The sequence below is a fragment of the Sphingomonas sp. S-NIH.Pt15_0812 genome (genome assembly GCF_003951315.1).
GTDB lineage: Bacteria > Pseudomonadota > Alphaproteobacteria > Sphingomonadales > Sphingomonadaceae > Sphingomonas.
The window spans coordinates 45349-68400 of sequence record NZ_QLJH01000021.1 but is presented as its reverse complement, the minus strand read 5'-3'; the positions used below and the strand labels follow the sequence as shown (position 1 = coordinate 68400).

The following is a 23052-nucleotide window of genomic DNA, read 5'->3' as shown; positions in this document are numbered from 1 at the left end:
GGCGGGCGGTGCAGGCCGGCGATAGTCAGGTGGGGCGGGGCGGCGGCTATGTCGCAGGCAATCCGGCGCTTGGCAGCACCTCGCGACGGCTAAGCACTCCAATCTTCGCCCCTGGTGATGACGACGATGACGACGTGCCCGGCATGGAGGGTTTCGGCGATGAGTAAGGCGCAGGACCGGAAACGCCGTTACCGTGCGTTCTATGAGGAAGGGGCTGCCCGTCATGCAGCTTGGGCAGCTGCTGGGTTCCCTCACCCGCCGCCCCAGTCGCCGCCCTTCCCTGCTGACCTTGCGGGCCTCGCCTGTGGTGCCACGACCCGGCGCGGTCATCCATGCAAGCGGACGGACCTGCACCTCAATGGCCGGTGCAAGTTTCATGGTGGGTGCAGCACAGGGCCGCGCACGCCAGAGGGTAAAGCGCGATCGCTTGCGAACCTGCGGCTGCGATGGTCAGCGAAGGCGTGACCGGCTCTCATTGGAACCTCATGGGCACTTATCAAAAGCTGACTTCGCTACAGTGTGACCAGCCCCAGCCAGTAATTTTTGGAAGCATGTGCGCGTGCGTGCGCATTGGTGGGGTTCGGATCGCCCTCGCCTGGCTGCCGAATAACCGGACACTAGAAAAACGTGAGCAATACGCGCGCCCGCGCGCAGTAGGGTTCCGAACATCCACCATTGGTGGAAGTGCGCCACCCCAGGCCGCGACTATGCGATCAAGGCAATTTTCCGTAGCCGTAAAGTAGGGCCGCAGCCCTCTCCCCTCGTTGCTATCTATGTTCAGCTTGACGGAGCCTTGACGGATTTAGCGGACGCACCATCCGCCGAACACACGAGGCGGAGGCCGGGTCATATACCGGCAGCCCCACTGCCATGCCCTCAGATTGAGGAGGTGTCCTCAAAGTTGAGCAAGCTCCGTAGACGGCGGTAAGCAGCGGTTCCCACTGTTGCCATCCTCTCACCGTGGCCCGCGATCCCCGCTGGCGATGGGAGACATGCCGAGATGGCAACCCGATATATTCGAGCGCGCGACAGCGTAGAGGTAGCAGCATCCGAGGCGCTGGACGCTAACGGCACGTTGCGGAGCGGCTACGGTTATAAGCCGCTTGCTCACGGTGAGCGCGCCACCTTCGAAATGGCGTTCGCGGATCACCGCCCGTCCCGTGGAACGACGGTGTTCCTACAGGACAGCGGCCTTTCCGAGAGCGACCGGGCTGCAATCGTTGCCCGTGCCGAACTTCTTCACCGCACCCGCAACGCCTACCTTGGCGACCGCGCGCCGGCCTTCACCGATACCATGGCGCAGGCCGCAGTCAGCGCCGCCCAGGCAGATCGAGCGCGGATCCAGACGGACAGTGCCGCTTACGCCGCAGCCGCTGAGGCGCAGCACGCCGCCAATGCGACCGCGCGCGCCCAGATGATCGATCACCTCAACAACGCTTGGAAGAAATAACCAGCCGCGCACCCGCGCTGCTCACGGGAGACGTACCATGCCTAAGCCTATCGATGAACGCATCGCCGCCGCCCTCGCTGAGGGCGCTCGCGTCGCAGATGTGAACAAGCTCATCAAAGACATTCAGGCCGAGATTGCTAAGGCCGAGGCGGAGGCCCAGCGCCTGGAGGAACTGTCCGTCGCCATCACGACGGCGGAAGCCGATGCAGACGCCGCTGCCGACGCCGCCAGCAAGGAGCGTCGTCGTGTCACCCGGCTATCCACGAAGGTTACGGGGTTACAGAACCGCGTTGCCGAGTTGGAGGAATCCAACCGGGCGAAGATCAGGGCCGCACGACACGCCGCCGCGATCAAGACGCGCGATGATCTGGTGGCCGAACTAAAGGATAAGTGGCCGAAGCTGACCGGTGAAATGGTCGACTTATTCGAGCGCCTGCAAGCCTCCGATGCCGAATGTGATGCACTTGGGGGCATCACTTACGCCGAGGCAATTGCGCGCAACTGTCATGGCAACTTCATGATCCCCGGCCTTCAGTCCATTCCGCGCCTGACTTCCATCAAACTGTGGGGGCTCGACGCTTCGACTTCGGCGGCCGTGACCTACGGCATTTGGCCGAGGCGCAGCCATGACATGTAATTTCGAGATAGCCGGGTGTTCTCCCGCCCGGCTGCCGCAGCGGCGTGGCGTAGCCGGCTATCCTGCCCCTCGCCTATCCGCTCGCGGCACCCCTTCACCAGATCGTCAGCGGGGTAGCTTCTCCGTCACCGCTGACGGCCGACGCCGGGGTGCGGGCCCTGGCGTCGGCACCCCTCCCGCCGGGGCGCACCATGGCCATTGCCGATAGCATCCGCCGCATAGCGGAGGCCTATCCGCCGGAAGCGGCTTCCGTGCCAAGCTGGGAGCGGGAGCGGTACTTTACCACGGACCAGCAAGTCGCATGGCTGTGGCGTTTCGAGCGTGGCGGTTGCCTGGATAGCCATACGGTTGCGGATGCTCCATCCGCCGAACCTCTCATCACGCACCAAGTGTACAAGGGCGATAGCCCCACCGCTGTGCACACTCGCGCTTCAAAAACCCGCCAAACAAAACCGGAGGCGCGTCATGCCGCAAATTGACCCGATTATTCTTCAGATCCGTGCGGACGCCAGCCAGTACCGGAACGAGTTGCGGGCTACTACGGCCTTGGCCACAGGACAGCTTGACCGCCAGGAGCGGGCCGTATCGGACTTGGAACACCAGTTCGCCACGTCATCGGCAAGCATCCGCCGTTCGCTTGGGAGTATGCGCCAGGCTATTGCTGGTTCCGCCACGCTGCTGGCGGGCGCGTTCAGCGCCGACCGGGTTGTCAAACTAGCGGACGGGTACACCTCATTCACGAACCAGCTCAAGGTGGCAGGCGTCGAGGGCAAGAACCTCGCGGCCACTCAGGAGGCGCTCTACGAGATCGCTCAGCGCAACGGCTCGGAGCTGAGCGCCCTTGGCACCTTGTATGGGCGCACGGCGTCGTCGGCGAAAGAACTGGGCGCATCCAATGCCGACCTGCTGAAATTCACCTCCGGCGTGTCTGCCGCGCTGCGCATCCAAGGCGGGTCGACAGAAGAAGCGAGCGGCGCGCTGCTCCAGCTCAGCCAGTTGCTCGGTAGCGCCCGCGTTCAGGCAGAGGAATTCAACTCGATCGTCGACGGCGCCCGTCCGATCCTCCAGGCTGTCGCCAATAATCTCGACGGTGCTGGTGGGTCGGTGTCGAAGCTCAAGGCACTGGTCAACGACGGGAAGGTGTCGAATACCGACTTCTTCCGCGCCTTCCTCAAAGGATCGGCGCAGCTTGAGGCGCAGGCCGCCAAGGCCAATCTTACCATCGGCGCGTCATTCACGATCCTCAACAACGCGCTCGGCAGGTATATCGGGCAAACCGACAGCGCGCTATCGGCTACCGCACGCATCAGCCAAGCCATCGTCCTGCTGTCTGACAATCTTGGCCTGATCGCCCCAGCGCTGGCGGCGATCGGGGTCAGCTTCGCCGCAAGAGCGGTGACCGGTAGTGCGGCCCTCGCCTCTCTGGCAGCATCTACCTCGCTCTACGTGAAGGCGCTGGACAGCGAGCGTGTCGTTATTCTCGGCAGCGCGGCGGCAGAGGCGCAGAAGGCGGAAGCAGCGGCTGCCGCCGCGCGTGTCGAAGTGGCGGCGATCGAAGCCACCATTGCGGCTCGACGCGCTGACCAGGCCGCTATCTCGCAGACCCTAGCGCTTATCGAGGCGCAGAGGATCGAGTCGCAGAAGGCAGCCGCGCAACAGGCGTTCAATTCTCGACTGAATTTTGGGCTTGGGCGCGCTGTCACGTCGCCAGCCGCTGACCGAGAGAGCCAAGACTTCCGCTCACAACTCGCTACCAAACGCGCGCTGACGGCCGTGAATGCAGAGCTCGCCGCGTCTGAGCAAGCACTAGCGGCGGCTCAGGCGCGCTCGGTTGCGGCGACGGACGCCGCCACAGCCGCCACTGCCCGGCTGACGCTGGCGGCCCGTGCGGGAGCCTTGGCGTCCAAGCTATTCTCTGGTGCGCTGGCGCTGGTCGGTGGTCCCGTGGGCGCGGCGGTGCTGGGCATCGCGGCCCTAGTGGCGGCTATTATCCACTTTCGTAGTGAAGCACGCGAAGCTGAGGCGCGGCTGAGCAGCTTCGCCGACCATCAGCGCGAGGCGACTGAGACGGCGCGCCTCTTCGCGTCCTATGTTTCGCAGGGCGGCAACAGCCTGGCTCAGATCGGCAATCAAGCCGCTGACGCTACCCCCAAAATGCTGAACTTCGCCGGCGCCGTTGGTGATGCAGCAGAGAAGTTGAAAAAGCTTGCCTTGGCTCGTCGTGCAGAATTGCGTGATCGCGCCGCTGGTGACCGTGCTACGGCATCACAAGACGCTTTGGTGGCTCGACAGGAGTTCCAGGCAGCCTCCGGCACGTATGACGCAAAGGTTGGCTATATTGGTCGAGACGAAGGCCGGAGGGAGCGCGCACGCGGACTTTATAATAATGCCGTCAGTCGGTTTAACAATGCCAATGGCATATTGCAGCGGACCGCTGTCCTTCCAATTGAAAACTACATCGGCGAGAAAGACAAGAACGGCGGCCGAGATGTCGAAGGGGATTTGGAGCAGGTTACTCGACAACTCGCAATCGCCCGTCGCCGAGGCGTTAAAAGCGCTATTCAAAGCCTTGAAGCTCAGCAATTCGAGTTGAAGCAGTACAAGAAGTATCGCGCAACGGGCCTAGACCCTGCCGTTGCACAGGAAGCCGCCAGCAAGGATGCGTCGGACTTCCGCAACGCGACTGCCGGTGCGAATAGCGATCGTAGCGCAAGGACAGGCCAACGTGCAGCGGCGAAGGCCGACAGGGATGCAGCAGCCGCAGCCCGTCGTGAAGCTGCGGCTATCCGTGATGACGCAGCGGACATCCGCGCCTTTAAGGCGGCAGAGCGACAGGCGAATAACGACATTGCGGCGGCACGGGCAGAATTGTCCGGCTCGCTTGATGAGCGGTTGAAGATTGAGAAGGACCGCATTGAGGCCGATCGTCAGAGCCGCAACGATGAGCTGCTAGAGCAATCCAAACAGGGCCGCTTCGGTGAGGGTGACGTTCAGAAGCAGCGCGTTGCCGAGTTGCAGGGCCTAAACGACCAGCGGGCGGTTGCTGATACCTTGCTGGCTCAGGCACGTAGCCGCGCGCAGGCCGATCAAGAAGCACTCGACCTGACGTTGAGCGAGCTCGCTAATCAGCGTGACCTATTGCAGGAGCAGTCCGGACTTGCCGACACGCTTGGTGAACGGCGGGGCTTTGAGCTGGCCCTGCTCGGCTTGCAGCGCCAGGAAGAGGAAGCACGACTGCGAGCTGTCCTAGCGGTCAATTCGATGGCGAGCGAGGCTGAGAAAAAGGCGGCGCGTGAACGTCTGACGGCCTTGCCCGGCATCTATCGCGGGCGTGAAGAAGCCGTAAACCGGTCCACGGAAGCGCCGGGACAGGCTTATCGCCGTTCCATTGATACGCTCGGCAAAGACATCAACAGCGCGGTGGAAGGCGTAGCTGCGAACGGCCTAGATCGCCTCAACGACGGTATAGCGGAGGCGATCACAGGCGCTCGATCCCTCGGTGACGCATTCTCTAATGTCTCCAAGCAGATCATCGCCGACTTGCTGCGCATCGCCGTCCAGCAAACAGTCATCAAGCCACTCGCCAAAGCTCTGTTTGGCGATGGGACTGAAGGATCAAGCAGCATCATACAGTCGATCGGCAATGCAATTGGCGGCAGCGGCAAGCTGTTCGGTCGAGCGTCCGGTGGCTACGTTGCGCCTGGCCAGACCGTCCGCGTCAATGAGCAGGGTGCTGGAGTCGAGCTGCTGCGGATGGGCTCGCAGGGAGGCACAGTGATCCCGCTGGGGCAGGCATCAGCAGCGGCGCGATCAAGCGCAGGCAGTATCGTTGTTGTCCAACCGATTACGGCAAGTTTCAAGGGTGCGCGCACCGATGAGCAAACCATGGCACAATTCATGGCTTATGCAGATGCCCGGTCAAAGCAGGCCTACCAAGCTGCTGTAAAAGCTGCCGGTAAGAACGTGCCGGGCATCGCTCGGACGTTCGGTCAGTTGCACGACTAAGGCGCAGTTTGGTGGAAGATGGTGGGGCGGCGATATAATAGGTCGCCCCCACCTCGTGAGTTAGGCGGACGGTTGATCCGCCGCTTTGCGTTCCGCCGCCTGTACCGCGTCGGACAAGCGGCCGTAGAGAAAGCCGTCATATCGGTAATCGGCCCCTGCCCGATCGATGCCCAGGCGTTCCATCATTGCGCGGTCATGCTCTGGAGCCGTCGCCGGACGCGCAGCGGCTGTTACTGCCGAGACGATCGCGCCGCCGGCCGTGAGGACACAGCCCGCCAGAAAGAGCGCCGCCGATCCGATGGCCGCCAGCATCTGCCGCTGTTGAAGGCTGGCGTTGACCACGCGTTCGCCAAGCAATCCCATGTCAACGCTGGTAGGCATGACGAACATAGCGAACAGAAAGCCGGCTATACCGAGCGCGGCCATGAGCTTGCCTGTATCCTGCATCCATCGCCCCTGATCGTGTCGGCGCGAAGCTAGCCGGTCCCGGTTCAGGGGTGAAGTCCGGTCAGTTGCCTTTGAAGCGTACGCCAGCGCCTCCAGGACCGGGAGCGTTGCCAGCCTCAAGAAACTCCACGCCTTCCGCCTCTAGCGCCCGCTGAATTGCCGCAAGGTTGTTAGCAATCGGCACCGAACGACCGGCTTCGAAATTGCGGACAGTCGAGACGCCAACTCTAGCTCGCGCGGCAACGTCCGCTTGATCGAGTGAGACGAGAGCGCGGGCGGCACGGCACGTTGAAGGCGTAAGCATGTCACCGCCCTACAATCATAACGCTCGCACATCAATATAACGCTGAGCGTTGACAACACGTTTAACCACCACCATAACGGTGAGCGTTACCCATAAGAGGTAATGGCCCGACGAGGTGCAGCGAACACCACCGCCGGGCCTGACCACAATCGATCGTTAGGAGATCGCTCATGGCTATCGTGACCCTTAGCACGGCACGTTCCGTGCTGACCATCCGCCGCGGCGGCGCTGCCACGCGCAAGCTGAGCGCGCAGGAACGTCACTTGCAGCAACTGCCGACCTATCTGCGGGGAGGCCGGATCTAATGGCACACGACCATACCCGCCGCACTCTCTTGGGGGGTGCTGGCCTGATCGGGGTTGGCATAATCGCGCCGCTTTCCGCGATGCCCCCAGCTAATCGTCACCACTCATGGCTCAAAGAGCGCGCCAGCCTGCTGGCCTATGCCAACTCGCTCGACAGCGACAGCCCTGCGATGGACGCCGCCTGTGACGGCCTTGCGAGGCTGGAGAAACGCATACTGGAAACGCCTGCCGCGAACGCCGCCGAGGCGCGCGCCAAGCTGCGGCTGCCAGTCGCCCTTGATGGCGAAGGCATGATGCTCACGGGTAACGATGCCGCCGCCCTGCTGATCGACATTGCCCCTTTCCTCTCGTTGGAGGGCTGATCCCATGAAGACTGACACCACCCGCCGCGCCCTTCTTGGAGGGGCGGGGTTGGCAACCGCTGCCCTCATCGCGCCGGCTATCGCTGCCACCCGTAGCACCCCGGTCAGACCTAGCCCTGCATTTGCAGCGCTGATCGCTGCCAACGCCGCGGCTGAGAAGGCCTGCAAAGATTATCAGGCAGGCGTCTACAGCCCTTTGATCGACGCCGTGCGAGCCGAGATGGGGTCACTGCCTCACACAACTACTGTCATTCGCGGGAAGACGTACAGCACCGCTGTGGAGGCGGACGTTAATTTCGTCCGCGCCATTGTCAAAGGCACGGCCCGCCTACCGGCCGCGAAGGAGCATTGCCAGCCACATCGGACCTTCACCGCCGCTGCTATTCGCCGTCAGCGTGCATCTCAACGTATTTGGAATGCGTCTGCCGCCCCCGCTGCTTGCGAGGAGTCTGACCGGCTTGTCTACGCATGGGGTGATGCGCAGGGCGCTGTTGTTGAATACCCTGTCAACACCGCCGCCGACCTTCACGCGAAGCTGTCTTTCATGGCCGCCAACCAAATGGAAGCAGAGGACGGCTGGTTCCCGTACCTCGTGGCCGATGCTGCCCGCATCGCGCAGATGGGAGGCCGCTGACATGGCAAGCACCATTATCCAAAGCGCCGACACCGAAGCCGCCTTCTCCGAGTGGAAGGCAATCCGCTACGAGATACGCACTGGCGGCGACGAAACGGACAGCGCTGATCACCCGCTCTGGAACCGAATGCGGGACGCGGAAGATCGCATCATGCAGTCGGAAGAGACTGGACCGCGAGTGGCTGAAATTCGCCTGTGGGTCGGGATTATCACGTTCGGCTTGCTCTACGAGTCCGATCATGAAGCCGCGCGGCGGGAGGATGCCGACTGGCTGCTGCAATACGCCAAATCTGGCGAGCAACAGAACGAGGCAATCCTCTACGCCATCAAAGCCCTACGCGGGGAGAACGTCGCATGACCTTCGCAATCAAGCTGCCGCAGCCCGGTGACCGCTACTTCTTCATACCGGCGGTCCCGGCGGGCCTTGTCTCCCCGCCGCTCGCCGCTGCGATCGGAAGCTATGTCGCGACGCATGACGCGAATATTGAAGGGCCTGAAAACCCTTGGACCGACGCTGCCCGCGCCATCTCCAACCATGTCGCGGCATCAGGCGCTGAGCTTGCCGTAAAGCTCCTGTTCGTCACCCACTATGCGCAGCCTCTTTCGATCGACGGCAGGTTGGCGATCGACCTTGGCGCGTTCGACGTGGGCATGGGGCACACCCTGATAAGGGCCGCCGCCGATGCCTTGGCGATGGATGCCGGACGGCTCTGGCAGGAGGCACGGGCCGAATACGAGCGCTTGCGTGCGATCAGCGACGCCATGCCACTCGGCATTGAGGGGGAGGACGCGGCGGTCGATGCCTATTGCACCGCCATGGATGCACTCATTGCGACGCCAGCACCCACCATCCAGGCCGCCGCGTACAAGATGGAAGCGATCCAAGACCGCTTCGCCGACGCGAGCATGACCGATAGCGCGCACGCATGGGAAGCCTTGGGCGCCGACCTGGCGCGGTTGGGGGGTCAAGCGTGATGGCCTCCCATGCCCCTGCTTACCGTGCAACGCCGCTGGACGCGCTGCTAGCGGTTATCCCCAGCCTGCCGCGCCCGATCCTCGCCCGGCTGACCAGTCGCATGATCGAGCGAATGGACGATCTGGATGGTGACGCGGACAACGAACCCGAAGAGGATCGATGCGAAGCCGGCGATGACGAGATGCGGAGTGGCATGTCTCCCGGCTATCGTTGGTGTAATGTGACGACCCGCTGCGGATCCGATGACGATGCCGAGCCTTGGCGAGTCGCAGCGTTCGATCGGGACCAGTCGGCTAAGCCGGCGGCGGCGCACGCTTGCCAGTGATCTAACGCCGGAGGCCGGGCGTGCTGTTTCTGCGCTGCATGCCCGGCCTCTGCAAGTTCAGACATCCACTGAGCATGGTATATCTCCGTCTGTCGAGTCGGAGGCTGCATGTCCCTCTTGAAGCGGCGTGATGGCGCGAACGCCTCTTGTCGCGATGGCTGCGACCCATCCTCGGACCAGAAGTTCGGGCGCCGGCTCATTTTCTACCTAGGGTTCACCGCAGCTTGTGAGGTCGTTTCATGGCCACGCGTGGAGACACCAGCGACATCCAAGATGGGCCGGCCCCAGACAACCGTCTTGACCTCTACAAGCAGGGGATGGCGGATGGTGCGATCGCAGATGCTGTTGGCGTCAACAAATCGACCATCATCAAATGGCGGCAAAGGCACAATCTCCCGCAGGTCGGGAAGCTGACCCGGATAGCCCGTAGCCCTGCTGCCATCGCCGCCGGGCAGAGTGCCGACGAAGAGCGTCGCATGCTATATGACCAGGGATGGCTCGACATCCAGATCGCCGAGTACGTTGGTGTAACAGGTCATGCCATCATGAAGTGGCGGAACGTGCATGGACTGCCGACGCAACTTAACCGTGGACATAACAGGAAAACGATCGGCACCCGGCTTTACGTTATGCCTGACGGCAGGCGCCGTGCGGTGGCACTCTTCGCCCGCGAAATAACGATTGGCAAGATTGCTGCGGGCCTAGGCATCAACCGCAAGACGTTGGAGAAATGGCGAACTGCGTTCCTCCGTGACCATCCCAACAGCCGCTATCCGAGACCCGCACCGCCGCCGCCGTCATGGCTGCTAACGAAAGGTCAGGCACCCCGCCAGTTTCTTGCCTCAAGCAAGGTGCGACGCGCGTTCGTATTATACGCCGATGGATTAGCCGATACCGCGATTGCAACGGACATTGGGGTTGCAAGACAGAACATCACCGCTTGGCGAATTTCTACAGGCTTACCTCCCGTGCCGAAGGTGCGGCGCTCGACTCAAGGGACCACCCGTGTCGCCGCGAAACCGCCCATTACCCCACACCGGGATCCTATCTACCGGGCGATATTCGGCGCGATCGGGCGCGGCATGGCCGACGACCTCAGGGATGACGCCATCTCTGAGCTGTGGATCGCAATGGCGGAGGGACGGCTGGACCTTGAGGCGATACGAAAGGGCGGCCGACGCGAGGCATGGCGCATTGCCGAGAAGCTGACAGACAGCCGGCGCAATCGTTCGATTGATGCCGAGATTGGGGATGATGGCTTCACGCTGCTGGACGTGATGCGAGACGATAGCGCCGCCGATTGGCTGGAGGAGATGGGTGCGACGGTTTGGTGATAATTGTAGATATTTCGGCTGAACGCTGCGTCTGAGCGGATCAGCCAACAGGTCGCAGGCCTCCCTTGATTCCCAAGTCAAAACATCCGCGATCCATGACGCGAGCGGTGTCATTCATTGAAGGCCAAAGCATCAGGATACGCGCTGTCATAGAGTGCAACGGCAGACCAAGGACAGCAGGTAGCGGGAAGAAGCCGACTAGGTTCGATCGATTAAATAGCTCACGCGAAGGCTTCTTTGTTGCGATACGTCGGTCACCCGACAAAACGCACCAGCCACCCTCGCGACCAAGCCGCTCTATCCATTCGGCATCAGGAAGGCTTCCGGTCTGAAACTTGTCTCTGATGTGAACAACCTCATGCTGGTCGCTAAACAATTCTCCAAGGCCGCGCGCCATGCGGGGCGGGAGCATGTTATCGACCAGCAGCTTCACGCCGCCCTACGAAGTCCCAATTGGCTCTCATACGCAAGCGCATCGCGAATTAGGCGCGGCTTGATCTCGTAAATCTTTCCAACCCTCTCAACTGATCCCTCCGCTTCTACAGCCTGAGCGACACGCGCCGTCGTCATTCCATTTTCCGCGATGATCGGCTGTCCAAACGAGCGCTCCGGGTCTGCAACGATGGTCCGGCGTCCATGCAGCAACCACCAGCGCTCTGCACCGTCCTTGCCAAAGTCTAGATCGTCTAGAGTGGGTGCAACGACTCGGCTAAAAACACCTTGGCTCCGTTTGAGGTCGATCAACTGGGGCTCGTCGAGGCCGCGCGTAATTTCCAAAAAGATGGTCTTCCCATCTGTCTTGAATTGCCGGGTCGAAAAAGGGTGCTCCTGTCCAACGATTGCTCGGGCGCGATCAAGACAGATACGGATGGTTGGCAAGCCGATCTTCTTGCCCCTCAACGCATTGACGATGCGCGCTTCCACAAGATCTCTGAAGCCGAGTAGCATGCCCTCGTCATCCGTAGGATCGTACTGCGCCTGCCATAGCGGCGCTTCTCGCTTCGCGTCGTGATCATAGCCAAGCAGCCAGCGGCGCAGCGTCGTCGGCTGCATGCCGACCATCCGTGCCGCCTCCGGTGCGGTGTAGATGCCGATGCCAAAAACCGCGTCACTCATGACGCAGCTATATGCAGTTTGTGCGACCGAATTACAGCCTCAATTCACGTTTCGACACCCGGGGGCGGGCGGCAGAAAGGAGGGTGGACCGAAACGTCTGCCCACCCCCGCATCGGCATTCCCAGGGGAACGATCTACCGTCGTGAGGCGGCCAGCACGTTCCCACAAGAGATCCAGCTCGGGCCGAAGATGGTTGCATGATACGGACGCGACATTGATGCTTTTGTAACATCGCTGATGGCCTACCATCAGCTTCGTTAGCCGCATTACTAATCTAGAAATGCGGCTACTTGCCGCCCGCAAAACGAACAACTCCTATACATTTTAGTCCATAATGGACATAAAGTATCAGGTCGATTGTGCTTTTCATCTTGCTATACCAATGATTGGTAGGAATTTTCTGTCAGCCGAATCAACGGCTTATAGCGAGAACCTCACAATGTCAGTTTTACTTGTAACATATGATCTAAAGTCGCCTGGCCAAAATTATACACCAGTCCACACCTACCTAAAGTCTATGCCCGGCTACTGCAAACATTTAGAATCAGTATGGCTGATCGACACAGAAAAAACTACCACCCAAGTCAGAAACGATCTGATGAAGCTTGTTGACAACAATGATGTCATCTTTGTTGTCAAAATCACTCAGTCTTGGGCGTCGTACAACTATGGTTGCGCCGACTGGCTGAACAATGGCTCTCATACCTGGTAATTCATAGTAGCACGAACCAGGTTGCGCACCAGCGGTAAGCAATCTAAGTCGCAGTCCTATTCGTTCGCGAATGGACTGCGATGACTTAAAAAAGCAAACAGCCATCAAGGCGCTGAAGCCTGGCATTCACTACCGGCCCGGCACGCGCCGCCCCTACCGAAAAGCCCCGGCGGACTTCGCCGAGAGGTACAAACAGTGGGGTTATACCCGCGACCTATCCGAATATTTCGGATGCAACGATTACACGATTCGGCGTTGGATCGACGAATGCGGAGGCGATGAGCTACGGGCCGCGCGTTCAGCTGTCTCAGGCCTAATCTATCAGAAGCGCCGTAGCCGCTACCCGACCTATACGGAGGCGGTGGCGGCCATCATGCGAGGCGAAGAGGTGCCAGCCATTCCCCGCCGCGTGCCTCATCATCGGTCGAACCGGCGTAACGACGACCTTTACCGCTTGGCGATCGATCGGGGTTACCGGTTGAGATTCAGCCAAGTCCGCCGTGAGGCAGATGAGTGCTATTACAGCCTGACAAACCAACTAGGGTTGAGGGTGCGTGATCCCGCCCCAGCACCCGAAGTGCGAGCGTGGCTCGAACGCGAACCAGTGGTCCAACGATAACCAAAACCGCTTGTTGGGTGGTTGGTGGGGCTACTCTCTAACCCCTCCCCGCAATCGCAGAAAACTGCCAATTGCAGGAGGTAAATGGCGGAGAGGGTGGGATTCGAACCCACGGTACCCGTGAGGGCACGCCGCATTTCGAGTGCGGTACATTCGACCACTCTGCCACCTCTCCGCGGTGCCGGCGCCCTCCGAAGGAAGGAACCGTCTGGTCAGGCGGGGGCCTCTAGCGAAAGCATTCGGGGCTGGCAAGCGCCAGAATGCTTGTTGGCGACGCTTTCTCGCATTACCTTGACGACCATGCATCATACAGATCGTCTTCCCGCCTCCGCCGGCCTGCCGGCCGCGCCCGCGATCGCCCATGCGCGCTTCGCGATCGGCGATGTCGTGCGCCATCGCATGTTCGATTTCCGGGGCGTGGTGTTCGATGTCGATCCGGTCTTCTCAAACACCGACGAATGGTATGATTCGATTCCCGAGGGGATCCGCCCCGACCGGGACCAGCCCTTCTACCATCTGCTCGCCGAGAATATGGAACAGAGCTATGTCGCCTATGTCAGCCAGCAGAACCTGATGGCGGACGACAGCGACGAGCCGGTCGACCACCCCGCGATCGCCGGCCTGTTCAACGGCTATGCCGATGGCCGCTACCGCCTGCGCCGCGAGCATCGCCACTGAGGCGGGAAGCCTGCGTCAAAGAGTCACTTTCGGGTGAATCCTGGTTGACAATCCCGGGGCCTTTGCCTAGCTGGCCCCTCTTCCTCGTCGGACATTGTTCCGGGCGAGGCTACGCATTTGGAAAGTGATGAGGGCCATGTTCGCAGTCGTGCGCACGGGCGGCAAGCAGTATCGCGTCGCCGCCGGAGACAAGATCGTCGTCGAGAAGATCGATGGCGAGGCCGGTTCGTCCGTGACGCTGGGCGATGTGCTTCTCGCCGGTGAAGGATCGGATCTGAAGTCGGTGGACGGCCTGACCGTCGCCGCGGAAATCGTGGCGCAGGCGAAGGCCGAGAAGGTCATCGTCTTCAAGAAGCGCCGCCGCCACAATTATCGCCGTCGCAACGGTCACCGCCAGAACCACACGATCCTCAAGATCGTGTCGGTCGGCTAAGCGACGCGCACAGGAGTAGATCGCAATGGCACATAAGAAAGCAGGCGGTTCGTCGCGCAACGGTCGTGATTCGGCCGGCCGTCGTCTTGGCGTGAAGAAGTTCGGCGGCCAGGAGTGCATCGCCGGCAACATCCTCGTGCGTCAGCGCGGGACCAAGTTCTATCCGGGCGCGAATGTCGGTATCGGCAAGGACCATACCCTGTTCGCGCTCGTCGATGGTCGCGTGGCGTTTGCCAAGGGCAAACTCGGCCGCAGCTTCTGCTCGGTGGAGATTATGGCCGAGGCGGCTGAATAACATCGGGTGACCAGCCGGGTCGCCCACCAGGGTGACCCGAGTTCCGGCACCGGAACCGAACAAAAAGGGAGGCGGGTCACCCCGGCCTCCCTTTTTTCGTGCTCCCTCCACCGCCCTGTCTCCGTCCCGTCATTCCGGCGTGGCAGGGGCGCGGGCGACGCGACAGGGAGAAACGGATATGTTCGCGCGAACGGAGAGATTGACGCTCAGGCCCGCCTGGCCGGAAGATGCCGGCGCATTGGCGGCGGCGATCGGGCAGGACATGGTGTCCCGGATGCTGAGTCGGGTGCCCCACCCCTATGGCGAATCGGACGCCGCCGCCTGGATCGCGCAACCCCGCGGGGCGGAAGAGCCGCGCTTCGTCATCCTCGCGCATGACGGGCCGCAGCCGGTGCTGGTCGGCGGCATCGCCATCTCGCCCGAGGCGGACGGCCCCAATCTCGGCTATTGGCTGGCGCCGGACGCCTGGGGGCGCGGCTATGCGACCGAGGCGGGCCGCGCGGTGATCGCGATGGCGCGGCACGCGCTGCCGCTCCGGCGGTTGAACGCCTGGCACTTCGCCGACAACCCCGCATCGGGCAAGGTGCTGCGAAAGCTGGGCTTCCGCCCGACCGGCGAGACCATGTCGCGCCGCTCCGCCGCCCGCGCCACCCCTGCCCCGTCGATCGGCTATGCGCTCGATCTCGCGGAAGAGGACCGAGCGCCGCTGCCGATCGCGGCATGAGCCTGTCCGCGCCACGCCCCCGCGCTGGTTTTTCCGGCGCGGGGCTGTAAGTCGGGCGCATGTCTGAACCGGACCGGCCCCAAAGCGGATCACGCACCTGGACTGTCGCTCGCTATCGCGCGCTGCTCCGCGCCCGTGGCCCGCGCTCCGTCCGATTCCGCACGCGACTCGCCATCCTGATGGGCGCGGTGGCGATCGGTCTCGCCGCCACGCTGTTCGCGCTCGCCGCCGATGCGGCCGCCGAGCAGTTCACCGACTATGCCGAACGCTATCGCTATGCGCCGCTGGTCACCACGCCGCTGATCTTCGCCGCGCTGGTCTGGGTGACCCGTCGCTATGTCCCGCTCGCACGGGGGTCGGGCATCCCGCAGGTCATCGCCGCACAGGCGAATCCGGAACAGGCGACTCGGTCGCTGGTCTCGATCCGCACCGTCCTGGGCAAGGCGCTGCTGACGCTGGCCGCCGTGATGGGCGGTGCCTCGGTCGGGCGCGAGGGGCCGACCGTCCAGATCGCCGCCGCCGTGATGGGGCTCAGCCACCGGCTGCTGCGCGTGCCCCTGCGCGGCGCGGTGTTGATCGCGGGCGGCGCGGCGGGCGTGGCGGCCGCGTTCAACACGCCGCTCGCCGGGCTGCTCTTCGCGATCGAGGAACTCGCCTCCGCCTATGAGCAGCGGGTGACCTTGCTGGTGATCGCCGCGATCGTCATCGCCGGCATGGTCGCCCAATCGCTCCAGGGCGACTATATCTATTTCGGGCTGATCGGCGCGCATATGCCGCTCGCCACCGCGTTGCTGATCGCGCCGATCGCCGGCATTTTCGGCGGACTGGCCGGCGGCCTGTTCGCGCGACTGACGCTGATGCTGGCGACGGGCCGCAACCGTCTGACCGACTGGTCGAAGGCGCAACCGATCGCCTTCGCCGCCGCCTGCGGGCTGGTGGTCGGCGGGATCGGCTGCGCGACGGGACTGACCTGGGGGACGGGCTATGGCGCGGCGCGGGCGATGATCGTGGGGGTCGATGCACCCTTGTGGTTCGGTCCGGCCAAGTTCCTGGCGACGCTGGCGACGGCGGTCGCCGGCCTGCCCGGCGGCATCTTCGCGCCCTCGCTGGCCGTAGGCGCGGGCATCGGCAATCTGCTGCGCGGGTTGTTCCCCGGCTCCCCCTCCTCGGCGATCGTGATCCTGGGGATGGTCGGCTATTTCGCCGGGGTGGTGCGCGCGCCGCTGACCGCCGTCATCATCCTGTCGGAGACGACGGTCAGCCGGGGCCTGATGCTGCCGATGTTCGCCACCGCCTTCATCGCCGACAGCGCCAGCCAGTTCGTCTGCCGCGAAAAACTCTATCACGGCCTGAGCAAGAGCTTCGCGATCCGCTAGGCCCCTGTCCTCAGGCCGTGGCGGTGCGCAGCTTCGCCCGCGCCTCGGGCAGCAGCGCATCCGCATAGTCGCTTTCGGCCAGCGCGATCAGCCGGCGATCGTCATGCTGCCAGGGGTGGAAGCCGGGCAGGAAATAGCTGAACCAAACGCCCGCCACCTTGCGCGCCATGCCGGGCCAGCCGAACGCATACCAAGCCAACTTCGCCCAGATGCGCGGACCGGTCATTCCGTCCTGGCGGAGCAGTTCCAGCATCCCCTTGCGCCGGCCCTGGAAGAACTTCCAGGTGGTGATCAGCATCACCACCGCCTTGACCTTCCAGCGTTTTCCCCGCGACCAATCGCGCGTCGCATGAAGCCAGGTGTCATAGGCGACGCCCTTATGCTCGATCTCCTCGGCCGCATGCCAGCGCCACAGGCCCGCCGCCTGCGGCTCGCCGCCCGCCAAATGGCTGGGATTGGCGATCAGTTCGTGCGCCAGCATCGCGGTGAAATGCTCCAGCGCCATGGTCGCCGCCAGATTGGCGATCGGCGGCCGCCCCTTGGTCAGCGCCAATGCCTCGTCGACATGCCGTTCCAGCAGCGTCACGTCATAGCCCTGGTTCACGACATGGCGGTTGAAGGCGACATGCTCACGGCTGTGGATCACCTCCTGCTTGACGAAGGCGTTGATCTCCGACGCCAATTTCGGCGGCGCGCCGTCGCGGAACGCCTTCACGCTCTCGCAGAAATAGGCCTCGCCCTTGGGAAAGGTGACCGACAACGCATTGTAGAAGGCGGTCGCGATCGGATCGTCGTTCAGCCAATAGCGCCCGAGCCGCTGTCCGCGTCCGAAACGCACGTCGCGTGGGGTGATGGTGAGGTCGGCGGGAGTCCTTGCTTTGCCCACATTATCCTCCGAAGGAACGCTCCGGCGGGTCCAGGCCCGCCATTACTGACACGCATGTAAATAAGGCTTGCCCTCCTCCCATGTCAATCCGCCGCCGCCTGAGTCCCGACGAGTCGCGCCTGGCGGCGCTGGAGGCGGCGCGGGCCTTGCTGATCGAGGACGGGCCGCAGGGCGTGACGTTGAAGGCGGTGGCGTCGCGGATCGGCCGCACCCATGCCAATCTGCTCCACCATTTCGGCTCGGCGGCGGGATTGCAGCAGGCGCTGTCCGCCTGGATGACGGTGGAGATCGTCGCCACGATCAAGGCGGCGATTCGCGCCGCGCAGGCGGAGCGGAACGGGCCGGGCGAGATCGTGCGGCTGGTGTTCGACGCGTTCGACGCCGGCGGCGCGGGGGCGCTGGCGAGCTGGATGATCCTGTCGGGCGACCGGGCGGCGCTGGCCCCGCTTCTCACCGCCGTGCACGACCTGGTCGAGGAACTGCGCGGCGACGATTCGCTGGCGGCGCGGCCGATCCCGGAGGAGACGCTGCACCTGGTGCTGCTGGCGCTTGGCGACGCCCTGCTCGGCGCGCCGATGGCGGCGGCGCTGGGCCTGCCGCGCGATGCCGCCCGGCGGCTGGCGGAGCGGGCGATCACGGCCGGCGATCCCGCCCATGTCGGACCCGTATAGCGCGGGGTGACGGCCGCCGCGCTTCGCGGTAGAGCGCGGCCATGCATTTTCTAGATCAGGCCAAGATTTTCTGTCGCTCCGGCTCGGGTGGTCCCGGCGCCGTCAGCTTCCGGCGCGAGAAGTTCATCGAATATGGCGGCCCGGACGGCGGCAATGGCGGCAAGGGCGGCGACGTGATCTTCGAGGCGGTGGCCGGCCTCAACACGCTGATCGACTTCCGCTACACCCAGCATTTCCGCGCGCCCCGTGGCTCGGGCGGCTCGGGCAGCAACCGCACGGGCGGCGGCGGCGACGATCTGGTCATCAAGGTGCCGGTCGGCACCCAGGTCCTGTCCGAGGACAAGGAGGAGGTGCTGCTCGACTTCACCCGGGTCGGCCAGCGCGAGGTGTTCCTGCGCGGCGGCGACGGCGGGCGCGGCAACGCCACCTACAAGACCTCGACCAATCGCGCGCCGCGCCAGCACGGCACCGGCTGGCCCTCGGAAGAGGCGTGGGTGTGGCTGCGGCTGAAGCTGCTGGCGGATGCCGGGCTGGTCGGCCTGCCCAATGCCGGCAAGTCGACCTTCATCAACGCCGTCACCAACGCGCAGGCCAAGGTCGGCGCCTATGCCTTCACCACCACCCGGCCGCAGCTGGGCGTGGTGCGGCATCACCAGCGCGAGTTCGTGGTGGCGGACATCCCCGGCCTGATCGAGGGCGCGGCGGACGGGGCCGGCATCGGCGACCGCTTCCTGGGCCATATCGAGCGGTGCCGCGTGCTGCTCCACCTGATCGACGCGAACGATGCGGACGTGGCGGAAAGCTACCGGATCGTGCGTGGCGAGCTGGAAGCCTATGGCGCGGGGCTGGACGAGAAGCCGGTGGTGGTCGCGCTCAACAAGATCGACACGCTGGACGACGAGCTGATCGCCGCTCTCTCCGCCGAACTGGAAGAGGCCAGCGGCGCGCAGGTGATTCCGATCTCCGGCGCGGCGGGCACCGGCCTGGACTGGGTGCTCGACCAGTTGCTGGACGCGATCGGCCCCGGTGCGGGCGCGGCGGTCGAGGACGATGGCGAGGAAGACCCGGTGGAGTGGTCACCACTTTGATCCGATGAATTCCTCCCCTTGCCGGGGAGGAGCCGTGACGGGCGCACCGACCGTCGGACGGCACGGTCGCGAGTCATTGGCGGGGCGGGATCGTCGCGCTAAGGCCGCGGCCATGTCGCTGTTCGATCCGTCCGTCTGTCCGCGCCTGATCGTCAAGGTCGGGTCCGCCCTGCTGATCGGCCCCGATGGTAGCGTGCGCCGACCCTGGCTGGCGCAGCTCGTCGCCGACATCGCCGCGCGGATCCGTGCCGGGCAGCAGGTCGCCGTCGTCTCCTCGGGCGCGATCGCGCTGGGCGCGCGGCGGCTGGCGCTGCCCAAGGGCGGCCGCGCCTGCCTGGAGGATGCGCAGGCCGCCGCCGCCGTCGGCCAGATCGCACTCGCCGGCCTGTGGGCGGAGATGCTGGCGAGCCAAGGGCTGACTGCCGCGCAGATGCTGGTGACGCTCGACGATCTGGAGGATCGCCGCCGCTATCTGAACGCCTCGGCGACGCTAGCCCGGCTGCTCGGGCTGGGCGTGGTGCCGGTGTTGAACGAGAATGACAGCGTGGCGACTGCCGAGATCCGCTTCGGCGACAATGACCGGCTCGCCGCGCGCGTGGCGCAGGCGGCGGGCGCGCAGGGCGTGCTGCTGCTGTCGGATATCGATGGCCTCTACGATCGCAATCCGGCGCTGCCCGGCGCGGCGCACGTCCCGCGCGTCGAGCGGATCGATGCCGGGATCGAGGCGATGGCGGATACCGGCTCGGCTTCCGGCATGGGATCGGGTGGCATGGTGTCGAAGATCGCGGCGGCGCGAATCGCGGCGGCGGCCGGATGCCATCTCGCCATCGCCAGCGGTCGAACCGACCGCCCCCTGGCGACCGAAGCGCGGCACACGCTGTTCGTCGCGGAGAAGAGCGCCGGCGCGCGCAAGGCCTGGCTGGCGGGCGGCCTGACCGCGCGCGGCACGCTCCGTGTCGATGCCGGCGCGGCGCGCGCGCTGGGTGGCGGCGCCAGCCTGCTCGCCGCCGGGGTCACCGCGGTCGAGGGGGCGTTCGGGCGAGGCGACCTGGTGGCGATCACCGGGCCGGACGGTCGCGCGCTGGCGCGCGGGCTCGCGGAATATGATTCGGTCGACGCGCTGCGCCTGATCGGCCGGCGCAGCGACGAACAGGCCGCGATCCTGGGCTATGCGCCGCGATCGGCGCTGGTCCACCGCGACCATCTGGCGCTGCTGTGACCGCCCCCCTCACCCTGGCGATCACCGGCGGCACCGGCTTTGTCGGCGGCGCGCTGATCCGCCATGCGCTGGCGGCGGGGCACGGGGTCCGCGCGCTTGCCCGGCGGCCGCAACCGGCGCAGGACGGGCTGGCATGGGTCGAGGGCGATCTCGCCGACCCGCGCGCGCTGGCATCCCTGTGCGACGACGCCGACGCAGTGATCCACGTCGCCGGGGTGGTCAACGCGCCCGACCGCGCCGGCTTCGTCGCCGGTAATATCGAGGGCACGCGCGCGATGCTGGCGGCGGCGGGCGACGGACAGCGCTTCGTCCACGTCTCATCCCTCGCCGCGCGCGAGCCCGCCCTGTCCATCTATGGCTGGTCCAAGGCGGAGGCCGAGCGGCTGGTCGAGGCCTCGGCCACGAATTGGGCGATTGTCCGCCCACCCGCCATCTACGGCCCTGGCGACCTCGACCAACTCGACCTGTTCAAGCTGGCGCGCAAGGGCCTGGCGCTGCTGCCGCCGCCCGGCCGGCTGTCGCTGATCGCGGTCGACGATCTCGCACGGCTGCTGCTGGCGCTGGCGGCGGATCGCACCGCCGGCATGGTCTACGAGGCCGATGACGGCACCGCTGGCCTGACCTCGGCCGGCTATGCGCGGGCGATCGGCACGGCGGTCGGCCAGCGTGTGCTGCCGCTCCACCTGCCGCGCGGGCTGCTGTCGCTCGCCGCGACGCTCGATCGCCGGTTCCGGGGGGCTAGCGCGAAGCTGACCCACGACCGCGTCGCCTATCTCTGCCATCCCGACTGGACGATCGATCCCGCCCGCCGCCCGCCGCCCGCATTATGGACCCCGGCCGTCCCCACGCCGCAGGGTCTCGCCGACACGGTGCGATGGTATCGCGCCAACGCCCTGCTATAGCCGCAACGACGCCGCATTTGCCGGCCAAGGACACGCACATGACCGATCGCCAGACCATTTTCGACACCGTCGCCGCCCAGATCGAGCCCTTCAACAAGAAGGGCATTGCGCTGACCGAGGCGACCAGCTTCCAGTCCGACCTGGAATGGGACAGCCTGACCGTGATGGATTTCGTCGCCGCCATCGAGGACGAGTTCGACATCATCATCACGATGAACATGCAGGCGGAGATCGAGACGGTCGGCCAGCTGGTCGACGCCGTCGCCAAGCTGAAGGACGCGCAGTGACCGAGACCGGCCTCCAGACCGAGACGCTGCCGCTCGACCCCGCGCCGGTCGCGCCCGAACGCGACCTGATGTCGAAGTTCGACGGACTGATCGCGGAGCGGCGCGCGCTGCTCGACAGCGGCGTCACCGATCCCTTCGCGATCGTGATGGAAGAGGTGCGCTCGCCGACCGAGGCCGTGATCAAGGGGCGCGAGACGATCCTGCTCGGCACCTACAACTATATGGGCATGACGTTCGACCCGGACGTGATCGCCGCCGGCAAGCAGGCGCTCGACCGGTTCGGATCGGGCACCAACGGCAGCCGGATGCTCAACGGCACCTTCCACGACCATATCGAGGTCGAGCAGGCGCTGCGCGACTTCTACGGCATGACCGGCGCGATCGTCTTCTCGACCGGCTACATGGCGAACCTGGGCATCATCTCGACCCTGGCGGCCAAGGGCGAATATGTCATCCTCGACGCCGACAGCCACGCGTCCATCTATGACGGCTGCGCGCAGGGCAATGCCGAGATCGTCCGCTTCCGCCACAACAGCGTCCAGGATCTCGACAAGCGACTCGGCCGCCTGCCCAAGGAGCCGGGCAAGCTGGTGGTGCTGGAGGGCGTCTATTCGATGCTCGGCGACATCGCGCCGCTGAAGGAGATGGTCGCGGTCGCGCGCAAGCATGGCGCGATGGTGCTGGTCGACGAGGCGCATTCGATGGGCTTTTTCGGCCCCAACGGGCGCGGCGTGTACGAGGCGCAGGGGCTGGACGTCGACTTCGTCGTCGGGACCTTCTCCAAATCGGTCGGCACGGTCGGCGGCTTCGTCGTCTCCAACCATCCGAAGTTCGAGGCGGTGCGCCTGGCCTGCCGGCCGTACATCTTCACCGCCAGCCTGCCGCCCTCGGTGGTCGCGACCGCCGCCGCGTCGATCCGCAAGCTGATGACCGCGCACGACAAGCGCGAAACGCTGTGGCGCAATGCGCGCGCCCTGCATGCCGGCCTGACCGACATGGGCTTCCGCCTGGGCACCGCGACCTGCGACAGCGCGATCGTCGCGGTGATCCTGGACGATCAGATACAGGCGGTGACGATGTGGCAGGCGCTGCTGGAGGGCGGCCTCTACGTCAACATGGCCCGCCCGCCCGCGACGCCGGCCGGCACCTTCCTGCTGCGCTGCTCGATCTGCGCCGAACACACGCCCGAGCAGATCGACCGGGTGCTGGCCATGTTCCGCCAGGCCGGACAGGCCGTGGGCGTGATCGGCTGACCTACCCTTCCCTG

At 64.6% G+C, this 23052-nt stretch carries 25 protein-coding genes and 1 tRNA gene; 21 read left to right on the top strand and 5 right to left on the bottom strand.

Going from position 1 to position 23052, the window contains the following annotated elements; genetic code table 11:
- The first annotated feature begins 1000 nt into the window (after positions 1–1000).
- The 3 genes from BRX43_RS14095 (at position 1001) to BRX43_RS14085 (ending at position 6092) form a co-directional block, all read left to right on the top strand.
- Positions 1001–1450 (top strand): hypothetical protein, encoded by a 450-nt coding sequence (locus BRX43_RS14095; RefSeq protein ID WP_125995730.1) that lies wholly within the window; start codon positions 1001–1003, stop codon positions 1448–1450.
- Between the two features lie 37 nt (positions 1451–1487).
- Positions 1488–2087, top strand: a complete 600-nt coding sequence (locus BRX43_RS14090; RefSeq protein ID WP_125995729.1) for a hypothetical protein — start codon at positions 1488–1490, stop codon at positions 2085–2087.
- A 465-nt stretch (positions 2088–2552) separates the two neighbouring features.
- Positions 2553–6092 (top strand): tape measure protein, encoded by a 3540-nt coding sequence (locus tag BRX43_RS14085; protein WP_164523612.1) that lies wholly within the window; start codon positions 2553–2555, stop codon positions 6090–6092.
- 60 nt (positions 6093–6152) lie between these two features.
- Here the strand turns inward: BRX43_RS14085 and BRX43_RS14080 are convergent, their stop codons facing one another.
- Positions 6153–6539, bottom strand: a complete 387-nt coding sequence (locus BRX43_RS14080; RefSeq protein WP_206433220.1) for a hypothetical protein — start codon at positions 6537–6539, stop codon at positions 6153–6155.
- A gap of 474 nt (positions 6540–7013) precedes the next feature.
- Between BRX43_RS14080 and BRX43_RS21170 the strand changes: the two genes are divergently transcribed.
- The 7 genes from BRX43_RS21170 to BRX43_RS14045 all read left to right on the top strand — a co-directional run bounded on the left by BRX43_RS21170 (position 7014) and on the right by BRX43_RS14045 (position 10779).
- Positions 7014–7148: a hypothetical protein gene (locus BRX43_RS21170; RefSeq protein WP_277600165.1), complete on the top strand. Its 135-nt coding sequence runs from the start codon at positions 7014–7016 to the stop codon at positions 7146–7148.
- The gene (locus tag BRX43_RS14070) at positions 7148–7510 is read left to right on the top strand and encodes a hypothetical protein (RefSeq protein WP_125995725.1); all 363 of its coding nucleotides are present in this window, start codon (positions 7148–7150) and stop codon (positions 7508–7510) included. The genes BRX43_RS21170 and BRX43_RS14070 overlap by 1 nt, the downstream gene beginning before the upstream one ends.
- Before the next feature lie 4 nt (positions 7511–7514).
- Positions 7515–8144: a hypothetical protein gene (locus tag BRX43_RS14065; RefSeq protein WP_125995724.1), complete on the top strand. Its 630-nt coding sequence runs from the start codon at positions 7515–7517 to the stop codon at positions 8142–8144.
- Between the two features lies 1 nt (position 8145).
- Complete coding sequence (locus BRX43_RS14060) at positions 8146–8502, top strand: hypothetical protein (protein WP_125995723.1); 357 nt, start codon at positions 8146–8148, stop codon at positions 8500–8502.
- The gene (locus BRX43_RS14055; protein ID WP_125995722.1) at positions 8499–9119 is read left to right on the top strand and encodes a hypothetical protein; all 621 of its coding nucleotides are present in this window, start codon (positions 8499–8501) and stop codon (positions 9117–9119) included. The genes BRX43_RS14060 and BRX43_RS14055 overlap by 4 nt, the downstream gene beginning before the upstream one ends.
- The gene (locus tag BRX43_RS14050) at positions 9119–9445 is read left to right on the top strand and encodes a hypothetical protein (protein WP_125995721.1); all 327 of its coding nucleotides are present in this window, start codon (positions 9119–9121) and stop codon (positions 9443–9445) included. The genes BRX43_RS14055 and BRX43_RS14050 overlap by 1 nt, the downstream gene beginning before the upstream one ends.
- 239 nt (positions 9446–9684) lie before the next feature.
- Positions 9685–10779 (top strand): hypothetical protein, encoded by a 1095-nt coding sequence (locus tag BRX43_RS14045; RefSeq protein ID WP_125995720.1) that lies wholly within the window; start codon positions 9685–9687, stop codon positions 10777–10779.
- 40 nt (positions 10780–10819) lie between these two features.
- Here BRX43_RS14045 and BRX43_RS14040 read toward each other — a convergent pair whose 3' ends face one another.
- The 3 genes from BRX43_RS14040 to BRX43_RS14015 all read right to left on the bottom strand — a co-directional run bounded on the left by BRX43_RS14040 (position 10820) and on the right by BRX43_RS14015 (position 13401).
- Positions 10820–11212, bottom strand: a complete 393-nt coding sequence (locus BRX43_RS14040) for a hypothetical protein (RefSeq protein WP_125995719.1) — start codon at positions 11210–11212, stop codon at positions 10820–10822.
- Entirely contained in the window at positions 11209–11895 is a 687-nt protein-coding gene (locus tag BRX43_RS14035; RefSeq protein WP_125995718.1) for a DUF433 domain-containing protein, read from the bottom strand. Before BRX43_RS14035 ends, BRX43_RS14040 begins: the two co-directional genes overlap by 4 nt.
- A gap of 1416 nt (positions 11896–13311) precedes the next feature.
- Positions 13312–13401 (bottom strand) — tRNA-Ser (locus BRX43_RS14015).
- 125 nt (positions 13402–13526) lie between these two features.
- Here BRX43_RS14015 and hspQ point away from each other — a divergent pair.
- The 5 genes from hspQ to BRX43_RS13990 all read left to right on the top strand — a co-directional run bounded on the left by hspQ (position 13527) and on the right by BRX43_RS13990 (position 16732).
- Positions 13527–13904: a heat shock protein HspQ gene (gene hspQ, locus BRX43_RS14010; RefSeq protein WP_125995715.1), complete on the top strand. Its 378-nt coding sequence runs from the start codon at positions 13527–13529 to the stop codon at positions 13902–13904.
- Between the two features lie 136 nt (positions 13905–14040).
- Complete coding sequence (rplU, locus tag BRX43_RS14005; RefSeq protein ID WP_125995714.1) at positions 14041–14337, top strand: 50S ribosomal protein L21; 297 nt, start codon at positions 14041–14043, stop codon at positions 14335–14337.
- Between the two features lie 25 nt (positions 14338–14362).
- Positions 14363–14632, top strand: a complete 270-nt coding sequence (gene rpmA, locus BRX43_RS14000; RefSeq protein ID WP_125995713.1) for a 50S ribosomal protein L27 — start codon at positions 14363–14365, stop codon at positions 14630–14632.
- A gap of 178 nt (positions 14633–14810) precedes the next feature.
- Positions 14811–15356 (top strand): GNAT family N-acetyltransferase, encoded by a 546-nt coding sequence (locus BRX43_RS13995; protein WP_206433219.1) that lies wholly within the window; start codon positions 14811–14813, stop codon positions 15354–15356.
- Positions 15357–15415: 59 nt separating this feature from the next.
- Complete coding sequence (locus tag BRX43_RS13990) at positions 15416–16732, top strand: chloride channel protein (RefSeq protein WP_125995712.1); 1317 nt, start codon at positions 15416–15418, stop codon at positions 16730–16732.
- Between the two features lie 10 nt (positions 16733–16742).
- Here the strand turns inward: BRX43_RS13990 and BRX43_RS13985 are convergent, their stop codons facing one another.
- Positions 16743–17618: a metal-dependent hydrolase gene (locus BRX43_RS13985; RefSeq protein WP_125995711.1), complete on the bottom strand. Its 876-nt coding sequence runs from the start codon at positions 17616–17618 to the stop codon at positions 16743–16745.
- 80 nt (positions 17619–17698) lie between these two features.
- Here BRX43_RS13985 and BRX43_RS13980 point away from each other — a divergent pair, with 80 nt between their 5' ends.
- The 6 genes from BRX43_RS13980 (at position 17699) to BRX43_RS13955 (ending at position 23038) form a co-directional block, all read left to right on the top strand.
- Entirely contained in the window at positions 17699–18289 is a 591-nt protein-coding gene (locus tag BRX43_RS13980) for a TetR family transcriptional regulator (protein WP_125995710.1), read from the top strand.
- 41 nt (positions 18290–18330) lie between these two features.
- Positions 18331–19377 (top strand): GTPase ObgE, encoded by a 1047-nt coding sequence (gene obgE / locus BRX43_RS13975; protein WP_125995709.1) that lies wholly within the window; start codon positions 18331–18333, stop codon positions 19375–19377.
- 112 nt (positions 19378–19489) lie between these two features.
- Positions 19490–20596, top strand: coding sequence for a glutamate 5-kinase (gene proB / locus BRX43_RS13970; protein ID WP_125995708.1), 1107 nt, complete (start codon positions 19490–19492; stop codon positions 20594–20596).
- On the top strand, positions 20593–21498 hold the full coding sequence (locus tag BRX43_RS13965; protein ID WP_125995707.1) for an NAD-dependent epimerase/dehydratase family protein: 906 nt from the start codon (positions 20593–20595) through the stop codon (positions 21496–21498). The genes proB and BRX43_RS13965 overlap by 4 nt, the downstream gene beginning before the upstream one ends.
- 38 nt (positions 21499–21536) lie before the next feature.
- Positions 21537–21785, top strand: a complete 249-nt coding sequence (locus BRX43_RS13960; RefSeq protein ID WP_125995706.1) for an acyl carrier protein — start codon at positions 21537–21539, stop codon at positions 21783–21785.
- Complete coding sequence (locus BRX43_RS13955; protein WP_241214961.1) at positions 21782–23038, top strand: aminotransferase class I/II-fold pyridoxal phosphate-dependent enzyme; 1257 nt, start codon at positions 21782–21784, stop codon at positions 23036–23038. Before BRX43_RS13960 ends, BRX43_RS13955 begins: the two co-directional genes overlap by 4 nt.
- Positions 23039–23052: the final 14 nt, after the last annotated feature.

Coding starts and splice junctions, on each gene's coding strand:
- BRX43_RS14045 (WP_125995720.1), top strand. CDS start 9,685: ATGGCCACGCGTGGAGACACCAGCGACATCCAAGATGGGCCGGCCCCA.
- BRX43_RS21170 (WP_277600165.1), top strand. CDS start 7,014: ATGGCTATCGTGACCCTTAGCACGGCACGTTCCGTGCTGACCATCCGC.
- BRX43_RS13960 (WP_125995706.1), top strand. CDS start 21,537: ATGACCGATCGCCAGACCATTTTCGACACCGTCGCCGCCCAGATCGAG.
- BRX43_RS14090 (WP_125995729.1), top strand. CDS start 1,488: ATGCCTAAGCCTATCGATGAACGCATCGCCGCCGCCCTCGCTGAGGGC.
- rpmA (WP_125995713.1), top strand. CDS start 14,363: ATGGCACATAAGAAAGCAGGCGGTTCGTCGCGCAACGGTCGTGATTCG.
- BRX43_RS14085 (WP_164523612.1), top strand. CDS start 2,553: ATGCCGCAAATTGACCCGATTATTCTTCAGATCCGTGCGGACGCCAGC.
- proB (WP_125995708.1), top strand. CDS start 19,490: ATGTCGCTGTTCGATCCGTCCGTCTGTCCGCGCCTGATCGTCAAGGTC.
- BRX43_RS14065 (WP_125995724.1), top strand. CDS start 7,515: ATGAAGACTGACACCACCCGCCGCGCCCTTCTTGGAGGGGCGGGGTTG.
- hspQ (WP_125995715.1), top strand. CDS start 13,527: ATGCATCATACAGATCGTCTTCCCGCCTCCGCCGGCCTGCCGGCCGCG.
- BRX43_RS14035 (WP_125995718.1), bottom strand. CDS start 11,895: ATGAGTGACGCGGTTTTTGGCATCGGCATCTACACCGCACCGGAGGCG.
- BRX43_RS13990 (WP_125995712.1), top strand. CDS start 15,416: ATGTCTGAACCGGACCGGCCCCAAAGCGGATCACGCACCTGGACTGTC.
- BRX43_RS13980 (WP_125995710.1), top strand. CDS start 17,699: ATGTCAATCCGCCGCCGCCTGAGTCCCGACGAGTCGCGCCTGGCGGCG.
- BRX43_RS14080 (WP_206433220.1), bottom strand. CDS start 6,539: ATGCAGGATACAGGCAAGCTCATGGCCGCGCTCGGTATAGCCGGCTTT.
- BRX43_RS14060 (WP_125995723.1), top strand. CDS start 8,146: ATGGCAAGCACCATTATCCAAAGCGCCGACACCGAAGCCGCCTTCTCC.
- obgE (WP_125995709.1), top strand. CDS start 18,331: ATGCATTTTCTAGATCAGGCCAAGATTTTCTGTCGCTCCGGCTCGGGT.
- BRX43_RS14095 (WP_125995730.1), top strand. CDS start 1,001: ATGGCAACCCGATATATTCGAGCGCGCGACAGCGTAGAGGTAGCAGCA.
- BRX43_RS14050 (WP_125995721.1), top strand. CDS start 9,119: ATGGCCTCCCATGCCCCTGCTTACCGTGCAACGCCGCTGGACGCGCTG.
- rplU (WP_125995714.1), top strand. CDS start 14,041: ATGTTCGCAGTCGTGCGCACGGGCGGCAAGCAGTATCGCGTCGCCGCC.
- BRX43_RS14055 (WP_125995722.1), top strand. CDS start 8,499: ATGACCTTCGCAATCAAGCTGCCGCAGCCCGGTGACCGCTACTTCTTC.
- BRX43_RS14070 (WP_125995725.1), top strand. CDS start 7,148: ATGGCACACGACCATACCCGCCGCACTCTCTTGGGGGGTGCTGGCCTG.
- BRX43_RS13995 (WP_206433219.1), top strand. CDS start 14,811: ATGTTCGCGCGAACGGAGAGATTGACGCTCAGGCCCGCCTGGCCGGAA.